General features: G+C 40.8%; 19 protein-coding genes. 2 read left to right on the forward strand and 17 right to left on the reverse strand.

The genetic code is table 11. From position 1 onward, the window contains the following. Positions 1-56 precede the first annotated feature (56 nt). The 17 genes from WFH04_RS11405 to WFH04_RS11485 form a co-directional block, all read right to left on the reverse strand. The gene (locus WFH04_RS11405; protein WP_336824179.1) at positions 57-1,580 is read right to left on the reverse strand and encodes a Na+/H+ antiporter NhaC family protein; all 1,524 of its coding nucleotides are present in this window, start codon (positions 1,578-1,580) and stop codon (positions 57-59) included. A 195-nt stretch (positions 1,581-1,775) separates the two neighbouring features. Then, entirely contained in the window at positions 1,776-2,747 is a 972-nt protein-coding gene (locus WFH04_RS11410; RefSeq protein ID WP_336824180.1) for a 2-hydroxyacid dehydrogenase, read from the reverse strand. A 23-nt stretch (positions 2,748-2,770) separates the two neighbouring features. Continuing rightward, entirely contained in the window at positions 2,771-3,919 is a 1,149-nt protein-coding gene (gene dgoD, locus WFH04_RS11415; RefSeq protein WP_336824181.1) for a galactonate dehydratase, read from the reverse strand. Continuing rightward, the gene (locus tag WFH04_RS11420) at positions 3,916-5,409 is read right to left on the reverse strand and encodes a tripartite tricarboxylate transporter permease (protein WP_336824182.1); all 1,494 of its coding nucleotides are present in this window, start codon (positions 5,407-5,409) and stop codon (positions 3,916-3,918) included. Before WFH04_RS11420 ends, dgoD begins: the two co-directional genes overlap by 4 nt. Before the next feature lie 17 nt (positions 5,410-5,426). Further along, entirely contained in the window at positions 5,427-5,870 is a 444-nt protein-coding gene (locus WFH04_RS11425) for a tripartite tricarboxylate transporter TctB family protein (RefSeq protein WP_336824183.1), read from the reverse strand. Between the two features lie 60 nt (positions 5,871-5,930). Next, the gene (locus WFH04_RS11430; protein WP_336824184.1) at positions 5,931-6,932 is read right to left on the reverse strand and encodes a tripartite tricarboxylate transporter substrate binding protein; all 1,002 of its coding nucleotides are present in this window, start codon (positions 6,930-6,932) and stop codon (positions 5,931-5,933) included. 18 nt (positions 6,933-6,950) lie between these two features. Beyond that, positions 6,951-8,021: a 2-dehydro-3-deoxygalactonokinase gene (locus WFH04_RS11435; RefSeq protein WP_336824185.1), complete on the reverse strand. Its 1,071-nt coding sequence runs from the start codon at positions 8,019-8,021 to the stop codon at positions 6,951-6,953. Then, positions 8,002-8,643: a bifunctional 4-hydroxy-2-oxoglutarate aldolase/2-dehydro-3-deoxy-phosphogluconate aldolase gene (locus WFH04_RS11440; RefSeq protein ID WP_336824186.1), complete on the reverse strand. Its 642-nt coding sequence runs from the start codon at positions 8,641-8,643 to the stop codon at positions 8,002-8,004. Before WFH04_RS11440 ends, WFH04_RS11435 begins: the two co-directional genes overlap by 20 nt. Positions 8,644-8,793: 150 nt before the next feature. After that, a complete protein-coding gene (locus tag WFH04_RS11445) occupies positions 8,794-9,567 on the reverse strand; it encodes an IclR family transcriptional regulator (protein ID WP_336824187.1) in 774 nt (257 codons plus the stop codon). Between the two features lie 693 nt (positions 9,568-10,260). After that, the gene (pcp, locus tag WFH04_RS11450; RefSeq protein WP_336824188.1) at positions 10,261-10,857 is read right to left on the reverse strand and encodes a pyroglutamyl-peptidase I; all 597 of its coding nucleotides are present in this window, start codon (positions 10,855-10,857) and stop codon (positions 10,261-10,263) included. 1 nt (position 10,858) lies between these two features. Continuing rightward, positions 10,859-13,714 carry a M14 family metallopeptidase gene (locus WFH04_RS11455; RefSeq protein ID WP_336824189.1) on the reverse strand — a complete coding sequence of 952 codons (2,856 nt, stop codon included), beginning with the start codon at positions 13,712-13,714 and terminating at the stop codon, positions 10,859-10,861. A gap of 9 nt (positions 13,715-13,723) precedes the next feature. After that, a complete protein-coding gene (locus WFH04_RS11460; protein ID WP_336824190.1) occupies positions 13,724-14,611 on the reverse strand; it encodes an ABC transporter permease in 888 nt (295 codons plus the stop codon). A gap of 1 nt (position 14,612) precedes the next feature. Further along, positions 14,613-15,545: a nickel ABC transporter permease gene (gene nikB, locus WFH04_RS11465; RefSeq protein ID WP_336824191.1), complete on the reverse strand. Its 933-nt coding sequence runs from the start codon at positions 15,543-15,545 to the stop codon at positions 14,613-14,615. A 68-nt stretch (positions 15,546-15,613) separates the two neighbouring features. Then, positions 15,614-17,194 (reverse strand): ABC transporter substrate-binding protein, encoded by a 1,581-nt coding sequence (locus tag WFH04_RS11470; protein WP_336824192.1) that lies wholly within the window; start codon positions 17,192-17,194, stop codon positions 15,614-15,616. Next, on the reverse strand, positions 17,187-18,212 hold the full coding sequence (locus tag WFH04_RS11475; RefSeq protein WP_336824193.1) for an ABC transporter ATP-binding protein: 1,026 nt from the start codon (positions 18,210-18,212) through the stop codon (positions 17,187-17,189). The genes WFH04_RS11470 and WFH04_RS11475 overlap by 8 nt, the downstream gene beginning before the upstream one ends. Then, positions 18,209-19,189: an ABC transporter ATP-binding protein gene (locus tag WFH04_RS11480; protein WP_336824194.1), complete on the reverse strand. Its 981-nt coding sequence runs from the start codon at positions 19,187-19,189 to the stop codon at positions 18,209-18,211. The genes WFH04_RS11475 and WFH04_RS11480 overlap by 4 nt, the downstream gene beginning before the upstream one ends. Positions 19,190-19,202: 13 nt before the next feature. After that, a complete protein-coding gene (locus tag WFH04_RS11485; RefSeq protein WP_336824195.1) occupies positions 19,203-19,940 on the reverse strand; it encodes a 5-oxoprolinase subunit PxpA in 738 nt (245 codons plus the stop codon). A gap of 194 nt (positions 19,941-20,134) precedes the next feature. On the opposite strand from WFH04_RS11485, the gene pxpB reads away from it, so the two are divergent. Both pxpB and WFH04_RS11495 read left to right on the forward strand, forming a co-directional pair. Then, positions 20,135-20,860: a 5-oxoprolinase subunit PxpB gene (pxpB, locus tag WFH04_RS11490; RefSeq protein ID WP_336824196.1), complete on the forward strand. Its 726-nt coding sequence runs from the start codon at positions 20,135-20,137 to the stop codon at positions 20,858-20,860. Then, a complete protein-coding gene (locus WFH04_RS11495; protein ID WP_336824197.1) occupies positions 20,841-21,836 on the forward strand; it encodes a 5-oxoprolinase subunit C family protein in 996 nt (331 codons plus the stop codon). Before pxpB ends, WFH04_RS11495 begins: the two co-directional genes overlap by 20 nt. Positions 21,837-21,843 lie beyond the last annotated feature (7 nt).

Raw genomic sequence — 21,843 nt, forward strand, 5'->3', positions numbered from 1 at the left:
TCCGATTTTTTCGTTTTCAATTGTGCCGATACGTAAGGCACGCTGAAAGGGAGCAATTATGATGCACTCACTGCACCCTCTTTTTCTTTTTTTCGTTTAGATAATACGACAGTTGCGGCGATCAGGAGAGCGATGACGAAAACAAGTGTATATACACTTCCTGTCAATCCTGCTACGACAAAGCCGATGAGTGCGACAGATGCGTTCAACGCAGCGTACGGAAATTGTGTTTTAACGTGATCGAGATGGTCCGCACCCGCACCCGTTGATGAAAGGATCGTTGTGTCCGAAATTGGCGAACAATGATCTCCGAAAATCCCTCCGGATAAAACGGCACCAATGCATACGACCATATGAGCATCAAGTGAAATGGCCATTGGAATTGCAATCGGCAACATGATGGCGAACGTCCCCCAAGATGTACCCGAAGCAAGGGACATGACAGCACCGACAACAAATAGTATGGCAGGGATGATGAATGCCGGCACGTTTCCTTTCGTCACTTCTACGATGAATGCCGCCGTTCCCATTTCTCCTATCACTTTCCCTAACGACCATGCTAAGACAAGCGTCACGGCCACGTACACCATCTTTTGCATGCCAGATGTATAAATATCAATAATCTCATTAAACTTCTTCACTTTATAAATAATCATAAGGAGAACAATCGCAACAGCTGCAAACAAATAGGCTGTGCTAAGCGCTACACGAAAATCTCCACCTGGAACCGGCGTGACCGGAAACCCTTTTGAGATAAGCAGACCGAACAAAGTAACGAATAAAACAAGTAATGGAAGCCAAATAAGAATCGTGCGGCTGCCTTTCGTATACTCTTTCATCTCCTCCGCCTTTCGAAGCGGCTTTGACTCAGGCCAGTAAAGCTGACCCGTTCGGCGCACACGGTTTTCAGCTTTTGCCATCGGTCCAAAATCAACTTTCGCAAAAGCAATCAACGGCACGAGCAACACTGTAAGAATCGCGTAAAACTGAAAAGGAATGACTTGAATTAACGTACTAAATTCGGAGTCCGCAATCCCCAACTTATCGAACTCTGCACGTATGAGCCCCATAATATAAACGCCCCACCCGATAAACGGAACAAGAACAGCTACCGGTGAAGCGGTAGAGTCAATAATCCAAGCGAGCTTTTCACGGGATACTTTTACCTTATCAAAAATCTTTTCAAAAACGGGACCAACAATAAGCGGGGTCCCAAGGTCGGAGAAGAAAATGAGAATACCCCCAAACCACGCTGACACTTGAGCACTTGCTCTTGTTTTTATGTATTTAATCGAAGCAGCCGCAAGCGCCGCCCCACCGCCCGACTTCTCCATGAGTGCGACAAATCCACCGATGAAAAATAAAAGAACGAGCACAGCCGCATTATAATCATCTGTCAGCTGCGGAAATAAATAATCCCCTATTACATCTGTCGTAGCGGTTAGCGGATTACCACCGACTAGAATAATTACACCAACGAAAACTCCCGAAAATAACGATATAATGACGTTCTTTGTAGCAATCGCTAAAATAACCGCAATAAGCGGGGGAATTAACGACAAGAAGCCCATATGTTCCATAAACTCATCCCTTCCAATATAGATTCATATCATTGCATAATAATACATGTTTATTAGTTATTATGCAATAGAAGGTTGTGAACATTTTTACTGATGCCTAAAAAACCGATCAAATATCTTATTGACCGGTTTCATAGTTTTCAGACTATACAATTGTAGTTAATAAACTGTTACGTGCTTGCACATGTACCGTTTTCACTGCAGTTCTTTCACAACATTCGGCGGAACTTGTCCTGTGACAGCAGCCACTAAATTCTCTGCAGCTTTCATCGCCATATCGAATCTTGTGTTTTCGGTACAGGAGCCGATATGCGGCAAGGTAACGACATTTTTCATCTTTAACAATGGGTTGTCTTTCTGCACTGGTTCAATTTCAAATACATCCAAACCTGCCGCACGGATTTCATTATTTTCCAACGCTTCAATTAAAGCAAGCTCATCAACGACTTGCCCTCTTGAACAGTTAATGAAAATCGCATCACGCTTCATGGACGCAAATTGTTCTTTGCCCATTGTATGATACGTCGCTTCTGTTAAAGGCAACATTAATACGACAAAATCAGACTCCTTCAACAAGTCATTCATATTACGGTATTGGGCATCATACTTTTCTTCCAAATCGCGCTTACGCGATCGGTTGTAATACAGCACGTCCATCTCAAAGCCCAATTTCGCCCTTCGTACAATTTTCTCACCAATGCGCCCCAAACCGATAATGCCCAACTTCGCATGATGGACATCTTTCCCGAAATACTCTTGGCTATCTAAGTTAAAACTCCATTCGCCATCTTTTACATAGCGGTCGAATTCTACAATTCTTCTTGAGGTCGATAAAATAAGACCAAACACTAAATCCGCGACCGCTTCGTCAAGTACATACGGTGTGTGCGTGCCGATCACATTTCTTTTCTTCATCGCTTCAATATCGAAACCATCATAACCGACAGCAATATTGCTTACAACCTTTAGATGAGGAGCATGGCTAAGTAAGTCTTCTGTAATAATTCCTTTCGGAGTCATTAGACCCTCCACATCCGCAATTTCTTTCAATAATATATCTTCAGGAATCGGCTCAACTTCCCTCCATATTTTATAATCGCAATGTTTGGCAATGAACTCCTCCACCTCTTGTGGAATAGGCTTTGCAATAAATACTTTAGGCTTCATGTACATCCTCCTAAGGTTTTTCTTTACCATTCAGCAATGCAGCCGTCTTGATGTCTCCAAACTGGATTTTTCCAATTATGTCCAACCCTCGCTTTCTCTCTGACATAATCCTCATCTATTTCAATCCCAAGACCTGGCCCTTGCGGTATGGCAACATAGCCATTTTTATATTCGAAAACCGACTTGTCTTTAATATAGTCTAACAGATCACTGCCTTCGTTGTAGTGAATGCCTAAGCTTTGCTCTTGAATAATAGCATTGTGCGAAGTCGCGTCCACTTGCAGACATGCCGCAAGCGCAATCGGTCCTAATGGACAATGAGGAGCTAATGCTACATCATACGCTTCTGCCATTGATGCTATTTTCTTTACTTCTGTAATGCCACCTGCATGGGATAAATCCGGTTGAACAATATCCACATAGCCTTCTTGAAGAATGCTTTTAAAATCCCATCTGGAAAACATTCTTTCACCTGTCGCTATAGGAATGGAAGTATGATTTGCTATCTCCCGAAACGCTTCAGCATTTTCAGATAACACCGGTTCTTCTATGAACATCGGTCTGAATTGCTCCAATTCCTTTGCCAATACTTTCGCCATTGGCTTATGTACTCGGCCATGAAAGTCAATGCCAATGCCCACATAATTCCCAACAGCATCTCGCACTGCAGCTACCCTTTCAAGCGTCTGATCAATTTTCTCAAACGTATCAATATATTGGAGTTCTTCCGTTCCATTCATTTTAACGGCGCTGAAGCCTGCTTCTACAACTGCTTTTGCTGCAGCACCAACATCTGAGGGACGATCTCCCCCTATCCAAGAATATACTTTAATTGAATCACGGCAAGCGCCTCCCATTAATTGATAAATAGGAGCGTTATAATACTTTCCTTTAATATCCCACAGTGCTTGATCAATACCTGAAATGGCGCTCATAAGAATAGGCCCGCCCCGATAAAAACCTGAACGGTATAACATATTCCAATGATCTTCAATTCTCATTGGATCCTTGCCAATCATATATTCCATCAGTTCTTCAACACATGCCTTCACTGTATGTGCTCTTCCCTCTACGATCGGTTCTCCCCAGCCAATGATGCCTTCATCAGTTTCTATTTTCAAAAAAAGCCATCTTGGAGGTACTTGAAATAATTCATATGAAGTGATTTTCATTCCGTCGCCCCCTTATGCGTTTTTTTCATTAGTTTCTTCGTGAAAAATGGTGTGAACAATGTGATGACTGCGATTGTTAATAGAACAACAGTTATAGGTCTTGTATAGAAGATACTTAAATCGCCTTGCGACATGACCAAAGCTCTTCGTAGATTACTTTCCATCATCGGTCCCAAAATCAAACCTAAAATAACTGGTGATGCAGGAATTTCGAATCGCTTAAAGAAGTATCCAACTACACCAGCAACGAACATAACTACAACATCAAAATAGTTATTTCCAAGAGAATAAGCTCCAACTACACATAGCATTAAGATAAGCGGCGTCAAAATGGTTTTAGGAATATGCAGAACCTTTGTGAAGAAACGTATCCCCAATAATCCGAAAACTAATAATAAAATATTAGCCAACAGCATGCCGACAAACAATGTATAGACGATAGGACCATTTGATTCAAATAACATAGGGCCTGGTTGAAGCCCTTGAACCATTAATGCACCTAACAATACGGCTGTTACTGCATCTCCGGGAATACCAAGTGTTAATAAAGGAATCATGGCGCCTCCTGTAACACTGTTCCCTGCCGCTTCAGGCGCTGCCACTCCACGAAGATCACCTTTTCCAAATTCATCTTTATGCTTTGCAAAACGCTTCGCTTCGTTATATGCAACAAAAGCTGCAATATCAGCCCCAGCTCCCGGAATCATTCCAGTAAATGTCCCAATTCCAGAAGAACGCAAAATTGTACCAATCAACCCTTTAAATTCATGCCATTTTAACTTCACTTTATCAAGTGTGACTGATACCTTTTTTTCTTTAAATATATCTTCCATCGACTTAAATGCTTCCGAAGTTGCAAATAGTCCGATCATAATTGGAATAAAACCGATGCCTGTAGACAATTCAGGCATTCCAAATGTAAATCGTGGAAAGCCCCCGATTGGATCCAAACCAATCGTTGCTATTAACAATCCTAATGTACCAGCCATCAATCCTTTGACAATCGATTTACCTGCAATACTGGATACTATTGATAATCCAAACAATGCTAAAGCAAATGACTCGGGCGCGCTAAATTTTAAAGCAAAGCTTGCTAACTGAGGTGCAACTAAAATAAGAACAATTACACTGATCAGCCCACCAATTGCACAGGAAAGTGTTGATACCGTCAATGCTTTATGAGCTTTCCCTTTTTGTGTAAGTGGATATCCATCCATTACAGTAGCTGCGGAAGCAGGAGTTCCCGGTGTATTAATCAAAATGGCGGTCAATGAGCCCCCATATACGGAACCGAAATAGACACCTATCAACAACAGAATCCCCGTTACTGCATCCATTCCAAATGTTAGTGGAAGCATAAGAGCAACCCCCATTGTTGACGTCAATCCAGGCAAGGAGCCTATAACAATCCCTAATAATGTTCCAAAAGCCAAGAATAGTAGAACATCCCATTGAAATACATTAATGAGCCCTTCCAAAAACAAATTCATTCTCTGTCACCCCCGGTCTATAAGAATAACGACCCCAAAGGAATCGAAACCTTTAATAGCAATTCGAAAACGATATATACGAATAGAACTGCTCCTAACGGAACGCTGATTAATGTAGCAACGCGCCGAACTTTTGAAAAAAATAAAAGTCCAAAAATTACTAAAGCAGTCGAAATATAAAAGCCAATAAAAGGCATTGCCAATATATAAGCTAAAACTATTACCATTGAAATCAAAGCATATCCTATCGTCATCCACTGTTTCTCTGATTTTTCTTTATCAAGGATCCCTTGAATGAATAAGATCAACCCGAAAATGATTAGCAATCCACAATAGATTCTCGGCAAAAATGCAGCTCCAACTTCCATCGTATTTCTGTCCGGAAAGTCTAAAGTCAAAAAATAAAAGAACCCGCCTATTAGTATCGAAATGATTCCACTTGTAATATGCGGAATTTTCATCGGTTACACCCCTCACTTATACCAATGTTGAAAAAATAAAGATTGGGAAAATCCCAATCTTTATTTACCGCTTAAACCTAACTCTGCGAACATTCCTTTATAGTAATTATAGTTTTCATCCATAAAAGAAGTAAATTCTTTCGAATCCTTTAACTCGATTCCAAGACCATTGCTGCTCATAAACTTTTTGAAGTTCTCTTCCTCAGCAGCTTTCAAGAAAGCATCCTCAAGAATCGAAACAATTTCATTAGGAGTATCTTTAGGTACTGTAATACCTCTCCATGTAGCAATTGTTTCGCTTTCAAGACCCGCTTCTGCAAACGTAGGGACATCCGGGATAATATCCGATCTTTTATCGGACATTACCGCAAGGGTTTTAAGATTCCCTGCATCCAACTGTGTTTTTACCTCTGCTGGACTAACCGTAACTGCGTCGATATGTCCTCCAACTAAAGCAGTTACAGCTGGTGCAGCACCTTCAAAAGGAACGTGATTCAATTCGATATCTGCATTCTTTGCCAAGCTTTCAGCTGCTACATGCCATATGGATCCAGAACCAGCATTACCGACTTTTAGTTCACCTGGGTGAGCTTTCGCATAGTCAATGAACCCATCCAATGTATCATAAGGTGCATCCGCTGGAACTGTTAATGCAGCAGGATCTAAGTTAATCATCGCTACTGCTTTCATTTGATCTTGATTTAGCGAAGAGACTCCCATATGCTCTAACATTGTCAACTCTGCAATAACCATTGTGACTGTGTAACCATCAGGCTTTGCATTCGCGCCTTCCGTCATGCCAACTGAACCGCTTCCACCAGGCTTATTAACTACACCGACCGGTTGTCCCAAATGCTTTTCAACATCTGCCGCTAATGCTCTAGCTGCAGCATCAGTTCCCCCGCCTGCTGAAGTAGGTGAAATTAATGTAATTGCTTTGTTTGGAAAATCTGAACTTCCTTTAGAACTTGATCCACTAGATTTATCACTTCCACACGCGGCCAATGATAAAATTAAAGCAGAAATAATCGCTAACCCAACGTATTTCATAAACTTTTTCATCACATATTCTCCCTTGAGTTATTTTTTCTCTTTTCTGTTTACAAATCTGTCTCGATTCATCTTATTCGCAATTTCCTGAGCTCCGATGACAAGTGAATTTTCGACTTGCAGGTCATTAGCCTCAATCACTTTCCATTTTTCTCTCATTTGATTCAGCAAGTATGCAAATGATCGCTTTAAAGGATTTGTCCCACCAATTACTATCCAATCAAAATCCTCTATCGCTTCAATACTGCCAAAAAGCGATTGGATATCATTATAAATGACTGATCCAACAAAATAGTTGGCTCTTTCATTCTCTGTTAAGTTCTCGAAAAGTTGAAGTAATCGGATGTGATAAAAGCTCCTTGTAAGTCCATAGCTTTTAGCCGCCTCAAAACCTTTTAATAGCATTGCTTCATCTATTTCCTGAACTAAGTTCGGACTGAGTGAGTCGGATAGTATCGTTTCTTTTTGCATGGCCATTAGTGTTTCTCCACCTAAGGTTGAAAGACAAGAAATCAATGTTCGGTCATGATCCACAATAACAAACTTTGTGTGGGAGCCTGGCAAGACTATAATTCCTTTACCATGTAAATCCATTTGTTTTAACAACCCAATAGATTCTACTTCTTCCCCTCTCATCACATCGAATTGATTAATCGCATCGATTGGACGAATACAATCCGATACTGCATTACTCATTCCTGGAACAAAAACGCAGGGAATTTCGTAAAACTCTTTCAAACTAACAACTTTAGAGCTTTCCACAAAATTATCCACTCCAGCAGGAGCAATAATATGAGGAACTTCATAAAGTCCTAAGTTAGACGTAATCATACCGGATGCTACGATATACTCCACATCGAAAGCCGTTAGGCAATTTCTTTCGAGCAATCTTCCCAAGCCCTTATGAAGATGGCTTTTCAATTCTCCATTGTGACCATCTATAGCAGTATTTCTAACACCAATACGCACTTTCTCACTATCGGTAATTTGATTTGTTTCGCTATCGATTAATCTAATTCTTGAATTAGTAGTACCTGAGTCAATAAGTATGGCAAACATTTCATCACCGCATTTCAGTTTTTCATCTTGTTGTACGTGCATTATTGGCTATTTCTACAAATCGGGATGCCCGCTTTTCAATTTCTTCATAATTTCCTGTTTGGACTATTCCATCATCAACGAGCGAACTTCCAATCCCAAGTGACATAGCACCCGCCTCTAAATAGTCCTTTGCATTTTCCAAAGAAATTCCGCCTACCGCCATTGTTTGGATAAATGGCAACGGCCCTTTTAGATCTTTGAGAAATGATGGACCGAGACTACGAATCGGAAATATTTTAACCATTTTAGCTCCAGCCTCATATGCAGATAGTGCCTCTGTAGGTGTGAACACTCCAGGTATCAAAGGCACATCATACCGATTGGCTGCTTCAATAGTCTTTTGATTCACTGTAGGAGCCAACAAGAAACTTGCACCTGCCATTATTGCAAGTACAGCCGTTTCGGAATCCAAAACAGTACCTGCTCCTATGAGCAAATCTGGGTAAAGCGCTTTCAAACTTTCGATACCTTTTATCGCACCTGGCGTATTCATCGTCACTTCAACTACACGAATTCCACCCTTGTATAGGCTATCGACAGTAGGGATCAAGTTTTCCGTCGATTCAGCACGAATAATAGCTACAATCTTCTCCTCGGAAATTCTGTTTAAGATTGATTTCAAATCCTCACCCCTTTTGTTCCTCATTGAGGAACGCAGTTTCATTAATGTTGCATTTATTAGTCGTTCCTCAATAAGGAACGACGTTTCAATAATTATGCATATTCTAATTATAATTCGAAACCGAAAACAATGTCAATTCGAATTTTGCGATTAGGATACCTTTCCACCTAACAATTTAGAAATTTCTTGGGATGTTTGCAAAACTTCCATAGCCATAGCACTCAACTTATCCTCTGTTACTCTCATGATCGGTCCCGCTACACTGATGCCTGCAACGACCTCTCCTTTAGAGTTAAAGATAGGAGCAGCCGCGCACTTGATACCCAATTCATGTTCTTCATCATCGATCGAATATCCATTATTTCGAATCTCTTCTAAATGGAGTAATAGTGTTTCAATATTAATAATCGTCTTATGGGTGAATTTTTCCAATCCCTTATCCTCAACGATATCAAGTATTTCTTGTTGTGGTAAAAAAGCAAGGATTGCTTTGCCGACACCTGTGCAATGCATAGGGGCTCTCTTCCCAATATTCGAAAACATGCGTATCGTTGCGGAGCTTTCGATTTTATCAATATAAACAATTTCGCTTCTTTCCTGAATAACCAAATGAGCCGTTTCCCCAGTTTTTTCAGCCAAACGTCGTAGATGACTCGATGCCACCTTGCGAATGTCAATATTATTTGATACTGTTTGTCCAAATTCGATCAACTTCAGCCCTAACCGATACTTTTGATTTTCTGGGTCCTGTTGTACAAAACCCTTTTTCAACAACGACATCAATAAGCGATGAGCCGTGCTTTTCGATACTTTTAATTCAGTAGACAACTCGGTAACTCCTAAACCATCCGGCTCTCCTTGCAATATTTCCAATATAATCAATGCACGATCTACTGATTGGACCGTGATAACCTCATTTTTCATTCGAGTCCTCCTATGGTTCTGTAATACGGAACATCGTTCTTATGATAGATTATACTAAAATAGATCACAAATACAACAGTAAATAGAGGCTTGATATTTTTCGGAATCGTAGTTGTCGTGTTTGATGTTCTTACATCTTAAATTTTCGTATCCTCCATTCAGAAAAGCTGGCTAACAAGTTCGAGCTTACTATGATCTTTTCCCATTGAGCTGCTGATATCTTGGGTAGAAGCAGCTGTCTGTTCTACCCTCGTTACTGATTCCTCAGACACAAGCAGGCATTCCGGTAATTGATTCATTCACCACCTTGCTGTTTGATGAGATGTGATTCAATATATCCGATACGTTGCCCTATGCTCCTTGCCACTTATAGCGAAAGAAACGAAATTCAAGTATGTACAAATAGTTAGTACAAGTTAAAGAGTAGATGTGGGTACATATGAAGAAAAAAACCTTGTTTAATTAAAAATAGGATCTTTCTATTTGTACCTTTTATGATACACATCTGGTGAATTACTTTACATGTCTCTTCTACCTAATGCTTGGTATATAATCGTTAACGATAAAGTTTATTCATTAAGTACACTTCAATTTTCTTCAATAACAATAAAAAACACCATGCCCTTCTCTAAGAGCATAGTGTCTAAAATAGAGATGATTCTCGTCCTTTAAAACGAATATCGAGCTTCAACATCAAAGCGTCTCCAAACAAACCCGCACACCTTTCACTAAATCGTCTAAAGACCAGCTTGGCAGTCGTTTATTGATCAATGCCAATTCATGAGAAGCAGGGATGTGGATAAATCCGGCGCGGAATTTTCCGCCCTGTTTTTGCGCTTTATGCAAAGCTGCGTACATTATATTATTGCATAAATAGGTGCCTGCTGTATTGGAAATAGCTGCCGGCAATCCAACTTCTATCATCCGGTTCACCATTTCCCTTACTGGCACTGTAGCAAAAATTCCGTCGGGACCATCGACATCAATCGGTTCATCTGTCGGCGCATACCCGTCATTATCGGGCTCTCCGTCTTTCATGTTAATGGCAATTCGTTCAGGTGTTATCTTTGAGCGTCCGGCAGCTAAGCCTAACATGATGACGACATCTGGATTTACACGATCAATTGCTTCTATTAAAGCAGACTCTGAATCCTTGAAATGAACAGGTAAAATTTCAGGAACAATTTCCAAACCATCTATGCCGCTCGAAACAATGGATTTTACTACTTCTTCTGTCGGATTGATCGGGTTGTCCAAAAATGGCACAAAGCCCGTTAATAATACTTTCATTTTAGGCATTCCCTTCTGTTAATTTGTTAACTAAACGAATTGGCCGTTCACGAAATCTTTCCGTTTCGCTTGCATATACAATCTCGGATTGAGCTAGCTGTTCGATAACTGCCGAGTTAAATACCATCTGTGCTTCGACACATGATGCTAATACTTCATCGTACACGATTTCATCAGCTGCTTCGGTAATAATATCTGCGGCAATCCAATTTGGATAACGTCCAATGCTATAATAACTAGTCGGATCCGCCTCAATTTGATCGAAATAAAAATTTAAATGCTCAGCTTCTTCAAGTAAGAAAACTTCAGGCAACCAATCATTTCCGTACTTTTTAAAGCGTTCCCGCCAATAATCATTCATCTCGGAAATTGACGTTTTCCCAATTTCATCACTAACGACATTTACTACTGCATTGAAATTATCTACATGCAGTTGTCTTTCTACGTTTTGAGGCACTCTGCAAATTCCGTACATTTTGGCACTCGGTAAAAAATAGGATACTGGAAAACGCGGCGGGCTATTATATCCGGCAAATGGTTGCACCCATTCATGAGATGGTATGCCATGATCGTCGATAATAACGTCTGGCGCCCATTTGCGCAGCAGCTCAGGCATAATATTGCCTTCCCCGAAAACGGATTTGCTGAATCTGACATAGGAATACTCTAATCCGACCGCATTGAAACGTGCTGCATGATGTTTCCATTCCGGATGCTCACTCATTAAACGTTTCAGCAGCATGTAGCCATCCACATTCGCTAACGGAATGACGACAATATTGATCTTTTTCAATTGTTCAGATGTGAATTGATCGATTAATTGCATCACTGCATAGGTACTCGAAACTTCATTCGAGTGATGACCCGCTTCAATAATAATCGTAGGCTTATGAAGCGTCATTTTTAAGCTTGCTTCATATTCCTCTTCCGTAGGCAAATAACATTCAATGACCGGAATTTGTTCGTGACGGAAAGATTCATCGGGTACGACCACTTTATACGGACTTCTTTGTAAGAAGTCCTCCACTTCATGGTGAGGATGCTCTTTTTTAATTTCGAATGAATGGACCGGATGCTGCAATCGAACGCCGTCTTTCATCGCCGAAATATAATCCATCTCAAAAGATGCGTTAAAATAAAGTGTATCTGTTACGACTTCAGGCAACGTATCGTTGGAGTAACGGAAAACCTTCACTTTCGCCCTCGGTTTGTCTTCTTCCGTCAAATGCATGAAAGGGTACACTCCACCAGGTGCATAAAAAGGCTTTCCTTCGACTTCCTCTCCCCAATGCGCAAAATAATCGAGTGTATTAAAATATAAATCTTCATGCAATGCTTCTAATGAAGAAACTCTTTCCTCATCGATGCCTAACTTTCTTTCGCTTTCATTCATCCAGACGTCTATTTCGATCCGGTCAAAAAATGGAACAATATGCCCTTGGCCCTGTTCATAGTCTTTTACTTGTTCTTTAACGGCTGGCAATATTTCCTTTAAATAAAACTCATAAAATGACGCTCTTGAGCTATCAATCAGCTCAGTAATTCGCTCTCCATCCTTCAACAACAGTTCAACAGCAGTTGTCGATGGATATGCATAGTTCTTTCCATTAACGTAATCGATACGCTTTACCGGTACGTGTAGCCTTCCAAGCTCGGAGCGGGCACCATCCTTTTCACCATAGACAATATATGTGGACTCTTGGTTTGGCACACAGTCAAACATGACGTTTTCATGCGCAATACCCCATTCTCTTTCTACCAATAAATCGATCGGATACACTTCTTGAATCCAACGAATGTTTAGTTCCAGCCCATTCGGCAAATTATCCTCTACTGCCGAAATAATCACCTTATCAAAAGCTTCGTTGCGATATTGTGGAATGATCACTTCTTCTATCCAATGGTATGCTGTTTTAAAAGATGAGAACACTTCTACTTGATCCGTATGAACCTTTCTTTTCCAAGCTTCCGCTAGTTCAGTTCGTTTTTGTAAATCCTTTGAAATGAAAATACGCGCTTCAGCGATTTGATCTTTATACCGCCTCAACACAGCATCGATTTTCTCTTCTTCACTTTCGTCCTGCCATTGAAATTCAAGCATAAGATCATCTTTGAAAGGAAGCCGCTTCAATTCTTTTTCCCAGTAACCAAAATTGCCGCCTTCGCTCCAATGCTTCGCACGGCTTACTGTTTTTACGATTTCTGGGATTTCACTTAATTTCCCTTGAAAGGAAAGATGATTTTTCTCTACAAGTTGAAGAGCCAATTGCTCTTGCTCTTTCATCGTAATTTTCACGATCGCTTTTTCTCGATCGCGCCACGGTAGTATGAATTGTGTAGACAGCAAAGAAGCACGAGCGATTAATTCACAAAATGCTTTTCCGACCTCTATCGGTAAATGATGATCTAAATGGTAACCGACACTCAATTCACGATAGGGGGATGCTTCAAAATGATTCCCAAACCCAGCGAAAGTCCAAATATCCTCTATACTCTCAATTTCAGGTACGACAGCTTCTTCACGATAGGACAGTCCTTCGCTCGCAATTGTCGACAATAGATGATTCAACTCTTCTTCTGTCTTATAATAAATCGTAATTTTGGAATCTTTCATTTCAAGTTGAGTTCGTTCACTTTTTTCCCATTTCAAATGAAATCGCTGATTGTTTCTATCAAAAAAATTGAAACTTAAAGCTGTTGTTTCATACCCAATTCTTGCGAAAACATCAAATAACGCTGGAGGGAAATAATCCTCCTCAAAATTAATGAAAAGAGAGACTCCGTCAATGATACCGTCGTTATTTTTATCTAACAGAACTCCATCTGTAGACCATATTTTTTGTATGAGTTCATTCATCATGATCACCTACATTTTCAAATTTGGATCGAAACGGTCTCTCAACCAGTCACCTAATAAGTTGAATCCCAATACGGTTAGCATAATCGCAACGCCAGGGAAAACAGCTGTCCACCATGCAGTTGTTGTATAGTTTCGGCTATCTGCCAACATGCCTCCCCAAGACGGAATCGTCGGATCGACGCCCAATCCTAAAAACGTAAGCGAGGCTTCCAATAAAATAAATTCGGCAATATACATCGTCCCCAACACTAAAATCGAAGACATGACATTGGGCAAAATATGTTTTCGTATAATCGTGAAGTTGCTGCCGCCAATCGCTTTTGCTGCTTGAATATACTCCTGTTCTTTCAATGAAATGACTTGACCTCGAATGAGACGGGCAAAGCCAACCCAATACGTTATTCCTAATATAATGATAATTTTCCACATTCCAGTTCCAATGACACTCATTACAATGATCGCAAGCAAAATAAACGGGAATGCCAATTGAATGTCCGCTACTCTCATAATGAAATCATCCAGCCATTTACCAAAATAACCGGAAATCAAGCCGAAAAACACTCCGATGATAAGCGCAATCAATACTCCGAAAAAGCCTACCATAAGCGAAATTTGTGCCCCGTGAATAATTCTGCTGAGCAAATCCCGTCCAACCTGATCGGAGCCTAACAAATAGACGGATTGTCCAAGTGGATCAGCCCAAGAAGGAGGAAGTAAACGGTCTTTCAAGTTGGCTGCTGTATAATCATAAGGGCTTATCCAAGATGCAAAAATTGCCGACATAATCGTGACTGCCGTCAAAATCATCCCGATAACACCCGTAGGATTTTTCTTAATGAATTTCCAAGATCGTTGGAAAGCGGAATCTTTCTTTTTCTCGATCACTTGCTCCATTTTACTCCCCTGCCTTTCCTGCTTTGATCCTTGGATCAATAAATGAATAACTAAGATCGACAATCAAGTTAACAAGCACCATAATCATCGCCAAGAAAATGACCCCGCCTTGGATGACAGGATAGTCTCGCTGATTGATCGCATCAACGATCAGCCTTCCGATGCCGGGCCAAGCAAAAACTTGTTCAATAATGACGGTTCCGCCTAATAATCCCCCTAATTGCAAACCTAAAAAGGTAATGGTCGGAAGCAATGCATTTCGAAAAGCATGCTTAATGATAACTTTCCATTCTTTAATCCCTTTGGAGCGTGCAGTCGATATATATTGCTGATTTAGCACTTCCAGCATGGAAGAACGGATGAGCCGAGCCAATATCCCCGACAATATTAAACCTAACGTTACGGACGGTAATATGAGTGAAGAAAATCCTTCAAAGCCCGATGCAGGAAGCCATTGAAGTGTTACTGAGAAAATGAGGATAAACATAATTCCAAGCCAAAAGTTTGGAAACGATATCCCGACTAGTGAAAAAACTCTACCAAAGAAATCGAAAAACTTCCCGCGATATACGGCAGATAAAATGCCGATCGGAAAGGCAATCAGTACTGCTACTGCCAATCCACCAACCGCTAAAGCCAAAGTTGCCCCCGCTCTTTCAAAAATCAATGAGGAAACTTTCGCTCCGTTTCTGAACGATTCTCCAAAATCAAACGTCAGCATACCTTTCAAAAACAGCCCATATTGAACATATAGAGGTTCATTGAGACCTAATTTTTCATTTAACGCTTCAATCGCTTCAGCTGTAGGTTCACCAGCGCCAAACATAACTGCCGCAGGATTTCCGGTTAAACGAATTGAGAAAAAGACTAATAACGATATAAAAAAGACGACGAATACCATATGAAGCAATCTGCGTAGTATGTATGAAAACATGGTGATTCCCCCTTTAAAATGTGAAGAAAGAGACAGTATGTTGAACGCACACTATCTCTTTTTCCAAATTACTTCACAGATACTTCTTCTAAACGGATGCGATCTTCATGTGGAGGCTGGAAGTCAACTAATCTTTCATTGACGCCATATAGACCTACCTCTTGATATAGGTTGATTTCCGGTGCAAGATCATACAGCACTTCCGTTAGCTCCATGAAAATTTGTTCCCTCTCGTCTTGGTCGACAGTTGAACGTTCCGCTTTTAGCAATTCTTCAACTTTCGGATCACTAAACGATGGATTCCAATGCTCGCCCTCTGCGTACATTAAATAAGCGGTATTATCAAAGTCCAATGTCCATCCACCCCAGCCTTGACGATACATATGCCCTGCTTTTCCGCTTGGGATCAATTCTGAAGTTAAGGTTGTTGGATCTGCGTTATTGATGTTCAGCTTAATGCCAACTTCATCAAAATAGTATGCAATGATTTGAGAGATTTCCTTGAAATTTCCGTCATTTCCTGGAATGTAAACTTCCAATTCTGTTCCTTCAGGCACACCCGCTTCAGCTAACAATTCCTTAGCCTTTTCCGGATCGTATGGATATGGCTCCAAGTTCGGGTTATTACCAAATGAAAGGTCACTTTGGTACGTGCTGATCGGATTTGCATAGCCATCCAAAATTTCATCGATGATTGCTTCTTTATCGACAGCATAGTTTAATGCTTGTCGAACTAATTTATCGTCAACGATACCATGCCCAGGATCAAATCGAAGGGAGAATACAGTCGGCGTTCCGACTTCCTCCAATTTAATGTATGGAGCATCTTTTACAGTTTGTGCTTGTGAAATTTCGACACGCTTCATAATATCGATTTTTCCAGTTTGCAATTCTGCTAACCGTGTGGAAGCTTCCGGTATAAATCGGAATGTAACTCCGTCTAATTTCGGAAGTCCTTCTTTCCAATAGTTTTCGTTTTTCTCCAATTTTGCATATTGGTCCCTTTTGTATTCAACCATTTTAAAAGGGCCTGTCCCTACAGGATGATCATTGAAAAATTCATCGGTATTTTCTTGTACATATTTAGGTGGCACAATTACCGCTCCATAACCGGATAGTTTTGTTAACAACACTGGGTCAGGAGTATTCAAATGAAAAATGACTTCATAGTCGTTTACAACTTCAACCGAGTCAATCGATGTATAGTTTGCCTGTTGAGGCCCTTTTGCTCCCTCTTCTCCTAAGAGTCGGTCAAACGTGAATTTAACTGCATCCGCGTTAAATGGTTCTCCATTATGAAATGTAACGCCTTCACGTAATGTAAAACGCAAAGTCAAATCATCTTCGTATTCCCAAGACTCGGCTAAGCCTGGCTGCAATTCCAAATTCAAATCGCGATCTACTAAGCCTTCAAAAATAGATGAAGCGACAGAGCTCCAGTCCAATAAAAATGTGTCAATCGGGTCCCAACTTTGCGGGTCGGTTGGAACACCTACTACAATGCTGTTGCCTCTTTCAGCTGCAGGATTTTTACTTGGATCTGCAGGCGTTTTGGAATCCCCATCTGAACTCGATTTTCCGCCAGAACATGCCGATAGCACGATCATTACAGCGATCAGCAACATGAATAAACTTTTTTTCTTATACATTGGTGACACTCTCCTTTTCCACACTATTAATATTTTGATCTACTGAGTGATACAAATGGCATGAAGTATAATGCCCGTTTTCCACCTCAATAAATGTTGGCTCCTTACTCTTACAAACTTCCATACATGCAAAACATCTCGGATGGAATGTACAGCCGCTTGGAGGATTGGATGGACTCGGTACGTCTCCCGTCAGCACAATTCTCTCTTTTTTCTCATCCGGATGGGATTTCGGCAAGCTTGAAAGGAGCGATTGGGCATATGGATGAAGAGCTTTATTATAAAGACTATGCTTATCCGTCAGCTCGACCATCTTACCTAAGTACATCACCCCGATGCGATCACAGAAATGTTTCACAACGCTTAAATCGTGGGAAATGAATAAATACGTTAAATCATATTCCTTCTGCAAATCACGCATTAAATTCAAAACCTGTGATTGAATCGATACATCCAACGCCGATACAGGTTCATCAGCGATTATAAACTTCGGTTTTGAGATTAACGCCCTTGCAATGCCAATCCGCTGTCGCTGCCCGCCGGAAAATTCATGGGGCAATCGATGCAACTGAGCTTTCGTTAAACCAACTTGCTCCGCAACCTCATATACTCTTTGCTTGCGCTGCTCTTTATCTTTTACTCCGAAGTTGATTAACGGCTCTTCGATAATTTGAAATACTTTCATCCTCGGATTTAAAGACGCAAAAGGATCTTGAAAAATGATTTGCATCTCTTTCCGGTATTTCATCATATCTTTCTGAGAAAGATTCGTAATATTATTCCCCTCAAAAATAATCTCGCCGGATGTCGGTTGAAGCAGCTTTAAAATTGTCCGCCCCATTGTACTTTTGCCGCAGCCTGATTCACCGACAATACCTAAAGTCTCACCGCGGTTCACCGTGAAAGAAACACCATCGACGGCTTTTACCTCATTCAGAACCTTTTTCCCGGTTATTCCTCCAAGCTGAGGAAAGTATTTTGTCAGCTGTTTTACTTCTAATAAAGGAGCATTCGTCAATGTACTTCCTCCTCTCCATACAACCAGCACCTTACTTTGCTTCCATTCGAGTGAGGAACCATTTGCGGATCTTCAGAACAACGGTCATGCGCGAATGGACAACGTTCTTTAAAACGGCACCCCTTGACAATACTTCCGGGCGCCGGAACAGTTCCCGGTATGCTCGATAAATATTCTTTTTCCTCGTGAATCGAAGGCAAAGACGCAAGAAGCCCTTTCGTATAAGGGTGAAGAGGTTCATCAAACAAATTCTTTGTCGTAGCTTCTTCAATAATTTCTCCGGCATACATGACGACAACACGGTCGCAAATTTCTGCAACGACCCCCAAATCATGCGTAATTAAAATGATCGACATTTGAAGTCTTTTTTGAAGCGATTTCATAAGTTCTAAAATTTGGGCTTGGATCGTTACATCTAGCGCTGTTGTCGGTTCATCTGCTATCAGTATTTTCGGGTCGTTCACTAAAGCGAGGGCAATCATGACCCGTTGCCTCATTCCTCCGGATAATTGGTGAGGATAATTATCCATCACTTCATCCGGACGCGGTATGCCTACAAGCTTTAGCATTTCCAAAGTCCGTGCATCCGCTTCCTCTCGACTTATTTTTTCATGGCTAAAAATCATTTCGCGTACTTGTTTACGAATCGTATAGACCGGATTTAACGAACTCATCGGCTCTTGGAAAATCATCGACATTTTTTTCCCGCGTACGTCCCGCCAATCCTTTTTCGAGAAATTTTCAAGGTTTAAAGCTCCTAAATGAATATGACCATCTAAGTAATCTATTCCTTTCGGAAGAAGCCCCATTAGCGAAAGTGACGTCATACTTTTTCCGCATCCAGACTCTCCAACAATGCCTAACGTTTCCCCCTCTTTCAATTCGAAAGAAACGCCATTGACAATAGGGGTTTTTTTCTTGCCGTCGACTACACCGACTTTTAACTCGTCTATTTGCAATATTGCCTGCTCAGCCATATTCTCACTTCCTTTAACGTAAACTTCTATGCTCTTTTCGAATGGATCGCAAAATCTCGACTGCCGCATCGTTATCTCCGTGAATGCAAAATGTATCGGCTGCAATCGAATATGTAGTTTGCTGTCTAGTTGTCACGGTTGATTCATTAACGATTTGTTGAAATTGTGCTGCTGCGAAATGTGGATCGCTAATTACGCTTTTCACGATTTTTCTGGGAGTCAGCTGGCCATCTTGTTCGTATGTACGATCTACAAAAGCCTCAGACCACACTGTTAACCCTTTCTTCTGTGCAACTTGGACGGTAACACTGTTCGCAAGAGCATATAAAATCAACTCATTGGAATAGTCACGTACAGCATCTGCAATTGCTTCAGATGTTTTTTCGCAAACAGCTGCCCGATTGTAAAGTGCACCATGCGGCTTCACGTGATGTAAACGTTTACCAAACTTTTTTAAAAAAGCATCTAAAGCACCGATTTGATAAAGAACAATATCGTAAATTTCGTCTTTTGTGAACTCCATATTACGGCGACCAAAACCGACGATATCTGGATACCCTGGATGGGCTCCAATATTCACTCCGTACTCGATTGAAGCTTCTACAGCTTTTCGCATATTGCTCGGATCACTAGCATGAAAACCGCAAGCTATATTGACACTGTCTACATACTGCAACAGTTCGGAGTAATCTTTTATTTTATAAATTCCAAAGTCCTCGCCGAAATCACAGTTAATATCAACCGCTCTCAAACAATCACCTCAACATCTATTCCCGAATTTCAAAACTATTGTTTCAAGTTATAAAAAACATTCTATCACACTATTTGTTGATTTCAAATATATTTTTTACGATTCACTTGTATTTCTTTGCAGAATATTGAATAATAGGAATACCATTTAACAAAACCTAATTCCCGTAATTCGGAACAAAAGGAGGGTGTATCGTGGAGTATTCGATTCAACCTTTTCATGATCACGCGATTTACATTTCATACGGAGAAGATATACGAGAGGATTATTTGCATTACAGCCAAACGATAATTGCGGAGCTTGATAGAAATCAGCCAATTGGCTATGTGGAAGCAATTCCGGGGTACAACAATCTAACCATTTTCTATGATCCAATTAAAATTGCAGAAGAATACAAAACAACACAAATGCAGCAAACCTTTATAAACACAATCGAAAGTATGCTCAAAAATATAGGGGAAATAAAGGCAACTGAACGTGATGTAGTTGCTATCCCAGTTTGTTATGACGAAGAATATGGACCTGATTTGACTTACGTAGCAAAATTTCACAACCTTTCAATCGAAAAAGTGATAGAGCTTCATAGTGAAACGATTTATACAGTCCATATGTTAGGGTTCGCTCCCGGATTTCCTTTCTTAGGCGGTATGGACCAAAGAATTGCGACTCCAAGAAAAACAACGCCTGCACCTGCGATTCCCGCTGGATCTGTAGGCATCGCAGGAATTCAAACTGGTGTCTATCCAATTGAAACACCTGGCGGATGGCAAATCATTGGTAGAACTCCATTATCTTTATTTCAACCACATATGCATCCACCCTCTTTATTGATTGCTGGAGATAAATTGAAATTCTATCCGATTACAAAAGAGGAATTCATGGAACTGGAGGGGAAGAAGTATGATTACATTACTCAATAGCGGAGTATATTCCTCCATACAAGATAATGGCCGATGGGGTTTTCAGCAATACGGGATGATTGTAAGCGGCGCGATGGATCGCAACGCATTAAAAATTGGCAATTTACTAGTCGGAAATGAACAAGACGAAGCCGGAATTGAAATTACGTACGGCTTAACAACCATACAGTTCGAGTCAGATCGATTAGTTGCGATAACCGGTGCTGATGCATCCCCTTTACTTAATGGAAAAACTGCTCCTATGTGGCGGCCTTTCAGTGTAATAGCGGGAGATCAGCTTCAATTCCAAGGAGCTCTATCCGGGGTAAGAAGTTACGTAGTTTGCGCAGGCGGTTTCGACATACCAATCGTTTTGAATAGTAAAAGTACATATGAAAAAGCAAAAATTGGCGGGTACAATGGAAGGCCGTTAAAAAGCGGAGATACGGTTGCGCTACTGCCAATGAATGAATGGCAGCACCAATTGTTTTCAAAGCTTCATGAACGAAAACAACATTTGGAGTGGTCAGTGAATTTTGGGGACTTTTGCCGTTTTCGGAAACAAAACACCCTCCATGTGATACCGACAGGGCAACATTATTTATTTGATGAAGAAAGCATTTCCTATTTTGAAAACGCTATCTTCACCGTTTCAAACCATGCGGATCGAATGGGCTGCCATTTACAAAGCAAAAAGCCTTTACAGCTTTCCAATCAACGAGAGTTATTATCGGAGGCAATCGCTTTTGGCACAATACAAGTGCCACCGAGCGGTATGCCGATGATTCTACTAGCCGATCGCCAAACGACCGGGGGTTATCCTAAGATTGGCCAAGTGATGTCAGCTGACTTTTCAGTTTTAGCTCAAATGAAACCAACCGACCAAATCCAATTCCGATATATAGACGTAGAACAAGCTGAACAAGCACTTTTAAAACAATACAAAGCTTTTCAACAAATCAAGCAAGCGATTGCATATAAGCTGAAGCAAATATGAGGAGGAT

The organism is Sporosarcina sp. USHLN248, assembly GCF_037144575.1.
GTDB lineage: Bacteria > Bacillota > Bacilli > Bacillales_A > Planococcaceae > Sporosarcina > Sporosarcina contaminans.

Excerpts from the sequence above, each read along its gene's own strand:
- WFH04_RS11405 (WP_336824179.1), bottom strand. The coding sequence starts at position 1,580 with ATGGAACATATGGGCTTCTTGTCGTTAATTCCCCCGCTTATTGCGGTT.
- WFH04_RS11410 (WP_336824180.1), bottom strand. The coding sequence starts at position 2,747 with ATGAAGCCTAAAGTATTTATTGCAAAGCCTATTCCACAAGAGGTGGAG.
- dgoD (WP_336824181.1), bottom strand. The coding sequence starts at position 3,919 with ATGAAAATCACTTCATATGAATTATTTCAAGTACCTCCAAGATGGCTT.
- WFH04_RS11420 (WP_336824182.1), bottom strand. The coding sequence starts at position 5,409 with ATGAATTTGTTTTTGGAAGGGCTCATTAATGTATTTCAATGGGATGTT.
- WFH04_RS11425 (WP_336824183.1), bottom strand. The coding sequence starts at position 5,870 with ATGAAAATTCCGCATATTACAAGTGGAATCATTTCGATACTAATAGGC.
- WFH04_RS11430 (WP_336824184.1), bottom strand. The coding sequence starts at position 6,932 with ATGAAAAAGTTTATGAAATACGTTGGGTTAGCGATTATTTCTGCTTTA.
- WFH04_RS11435 (WP_336824185.1), bottom strand. The coding sequence starts at position 8,021 with ATGCACGTACAACAAGATGAAAAACTGAAATGCGGTGATGAAATGTTT.
- WFH04_RS11445 (WP_336824187.1), bottom strand. The coding sequence starts at position 9,567 with ATGAAAAATGAGGTTATCACGGTCCAATCAGTAGATCGTGCATTGATT.
- pcp (WP_336824188.1), bottom strand. The coding sequence starts at position 10,857 with ATGAAAGTATTATTAACGGGCTTTGTGCCATTTTTGGACAACCCGATC.
- WFH04_RS11455 (WP_336824189.1), bottom strand. The coding sequence starts at position 13,714 with ATGAATGAACTCATACAAAAAATATGGTCTACAGATGGAGTTCTGTTA.
- WFH04_RS11460 (WP_336824190.1), bottom strand. The coding sequence starts at position 14,611 with ATGGAGCAAGTGATCGAGAAAAAGAAAGATTCCGCTTTCCAACGATCT.
- nikB (WP_336824191.1), bottom strand. The coding sequence starts at position 15,545 with ATGTTTTCATACATACTACGCAGATTGCTTCATATGGTATTCGTCGTC.
- WFH04_RS11470 (WP_336824192.1), bottom strand. The coding sequence starts at position 17,194 with ATGTATAAGAAAAAAAGTTTATTCATGTTGCTGATCGCTGTAATGATC.
- WFH04_RS11480 (WP_336824194.1), bottom strand. The coding sequence starts at position 19,189 with ATGGCTGAGCAGGCAATATTGCAAATAGACGAGTTAAAAGTCGGTGTA.
- WFH04_RS11495 (WP_336824197.1), top strand. The coding sequence starts at position 20,841 with ATGATTACATTACTCAATAGCGGAGTATATTCCTCCATACAAGATAAT.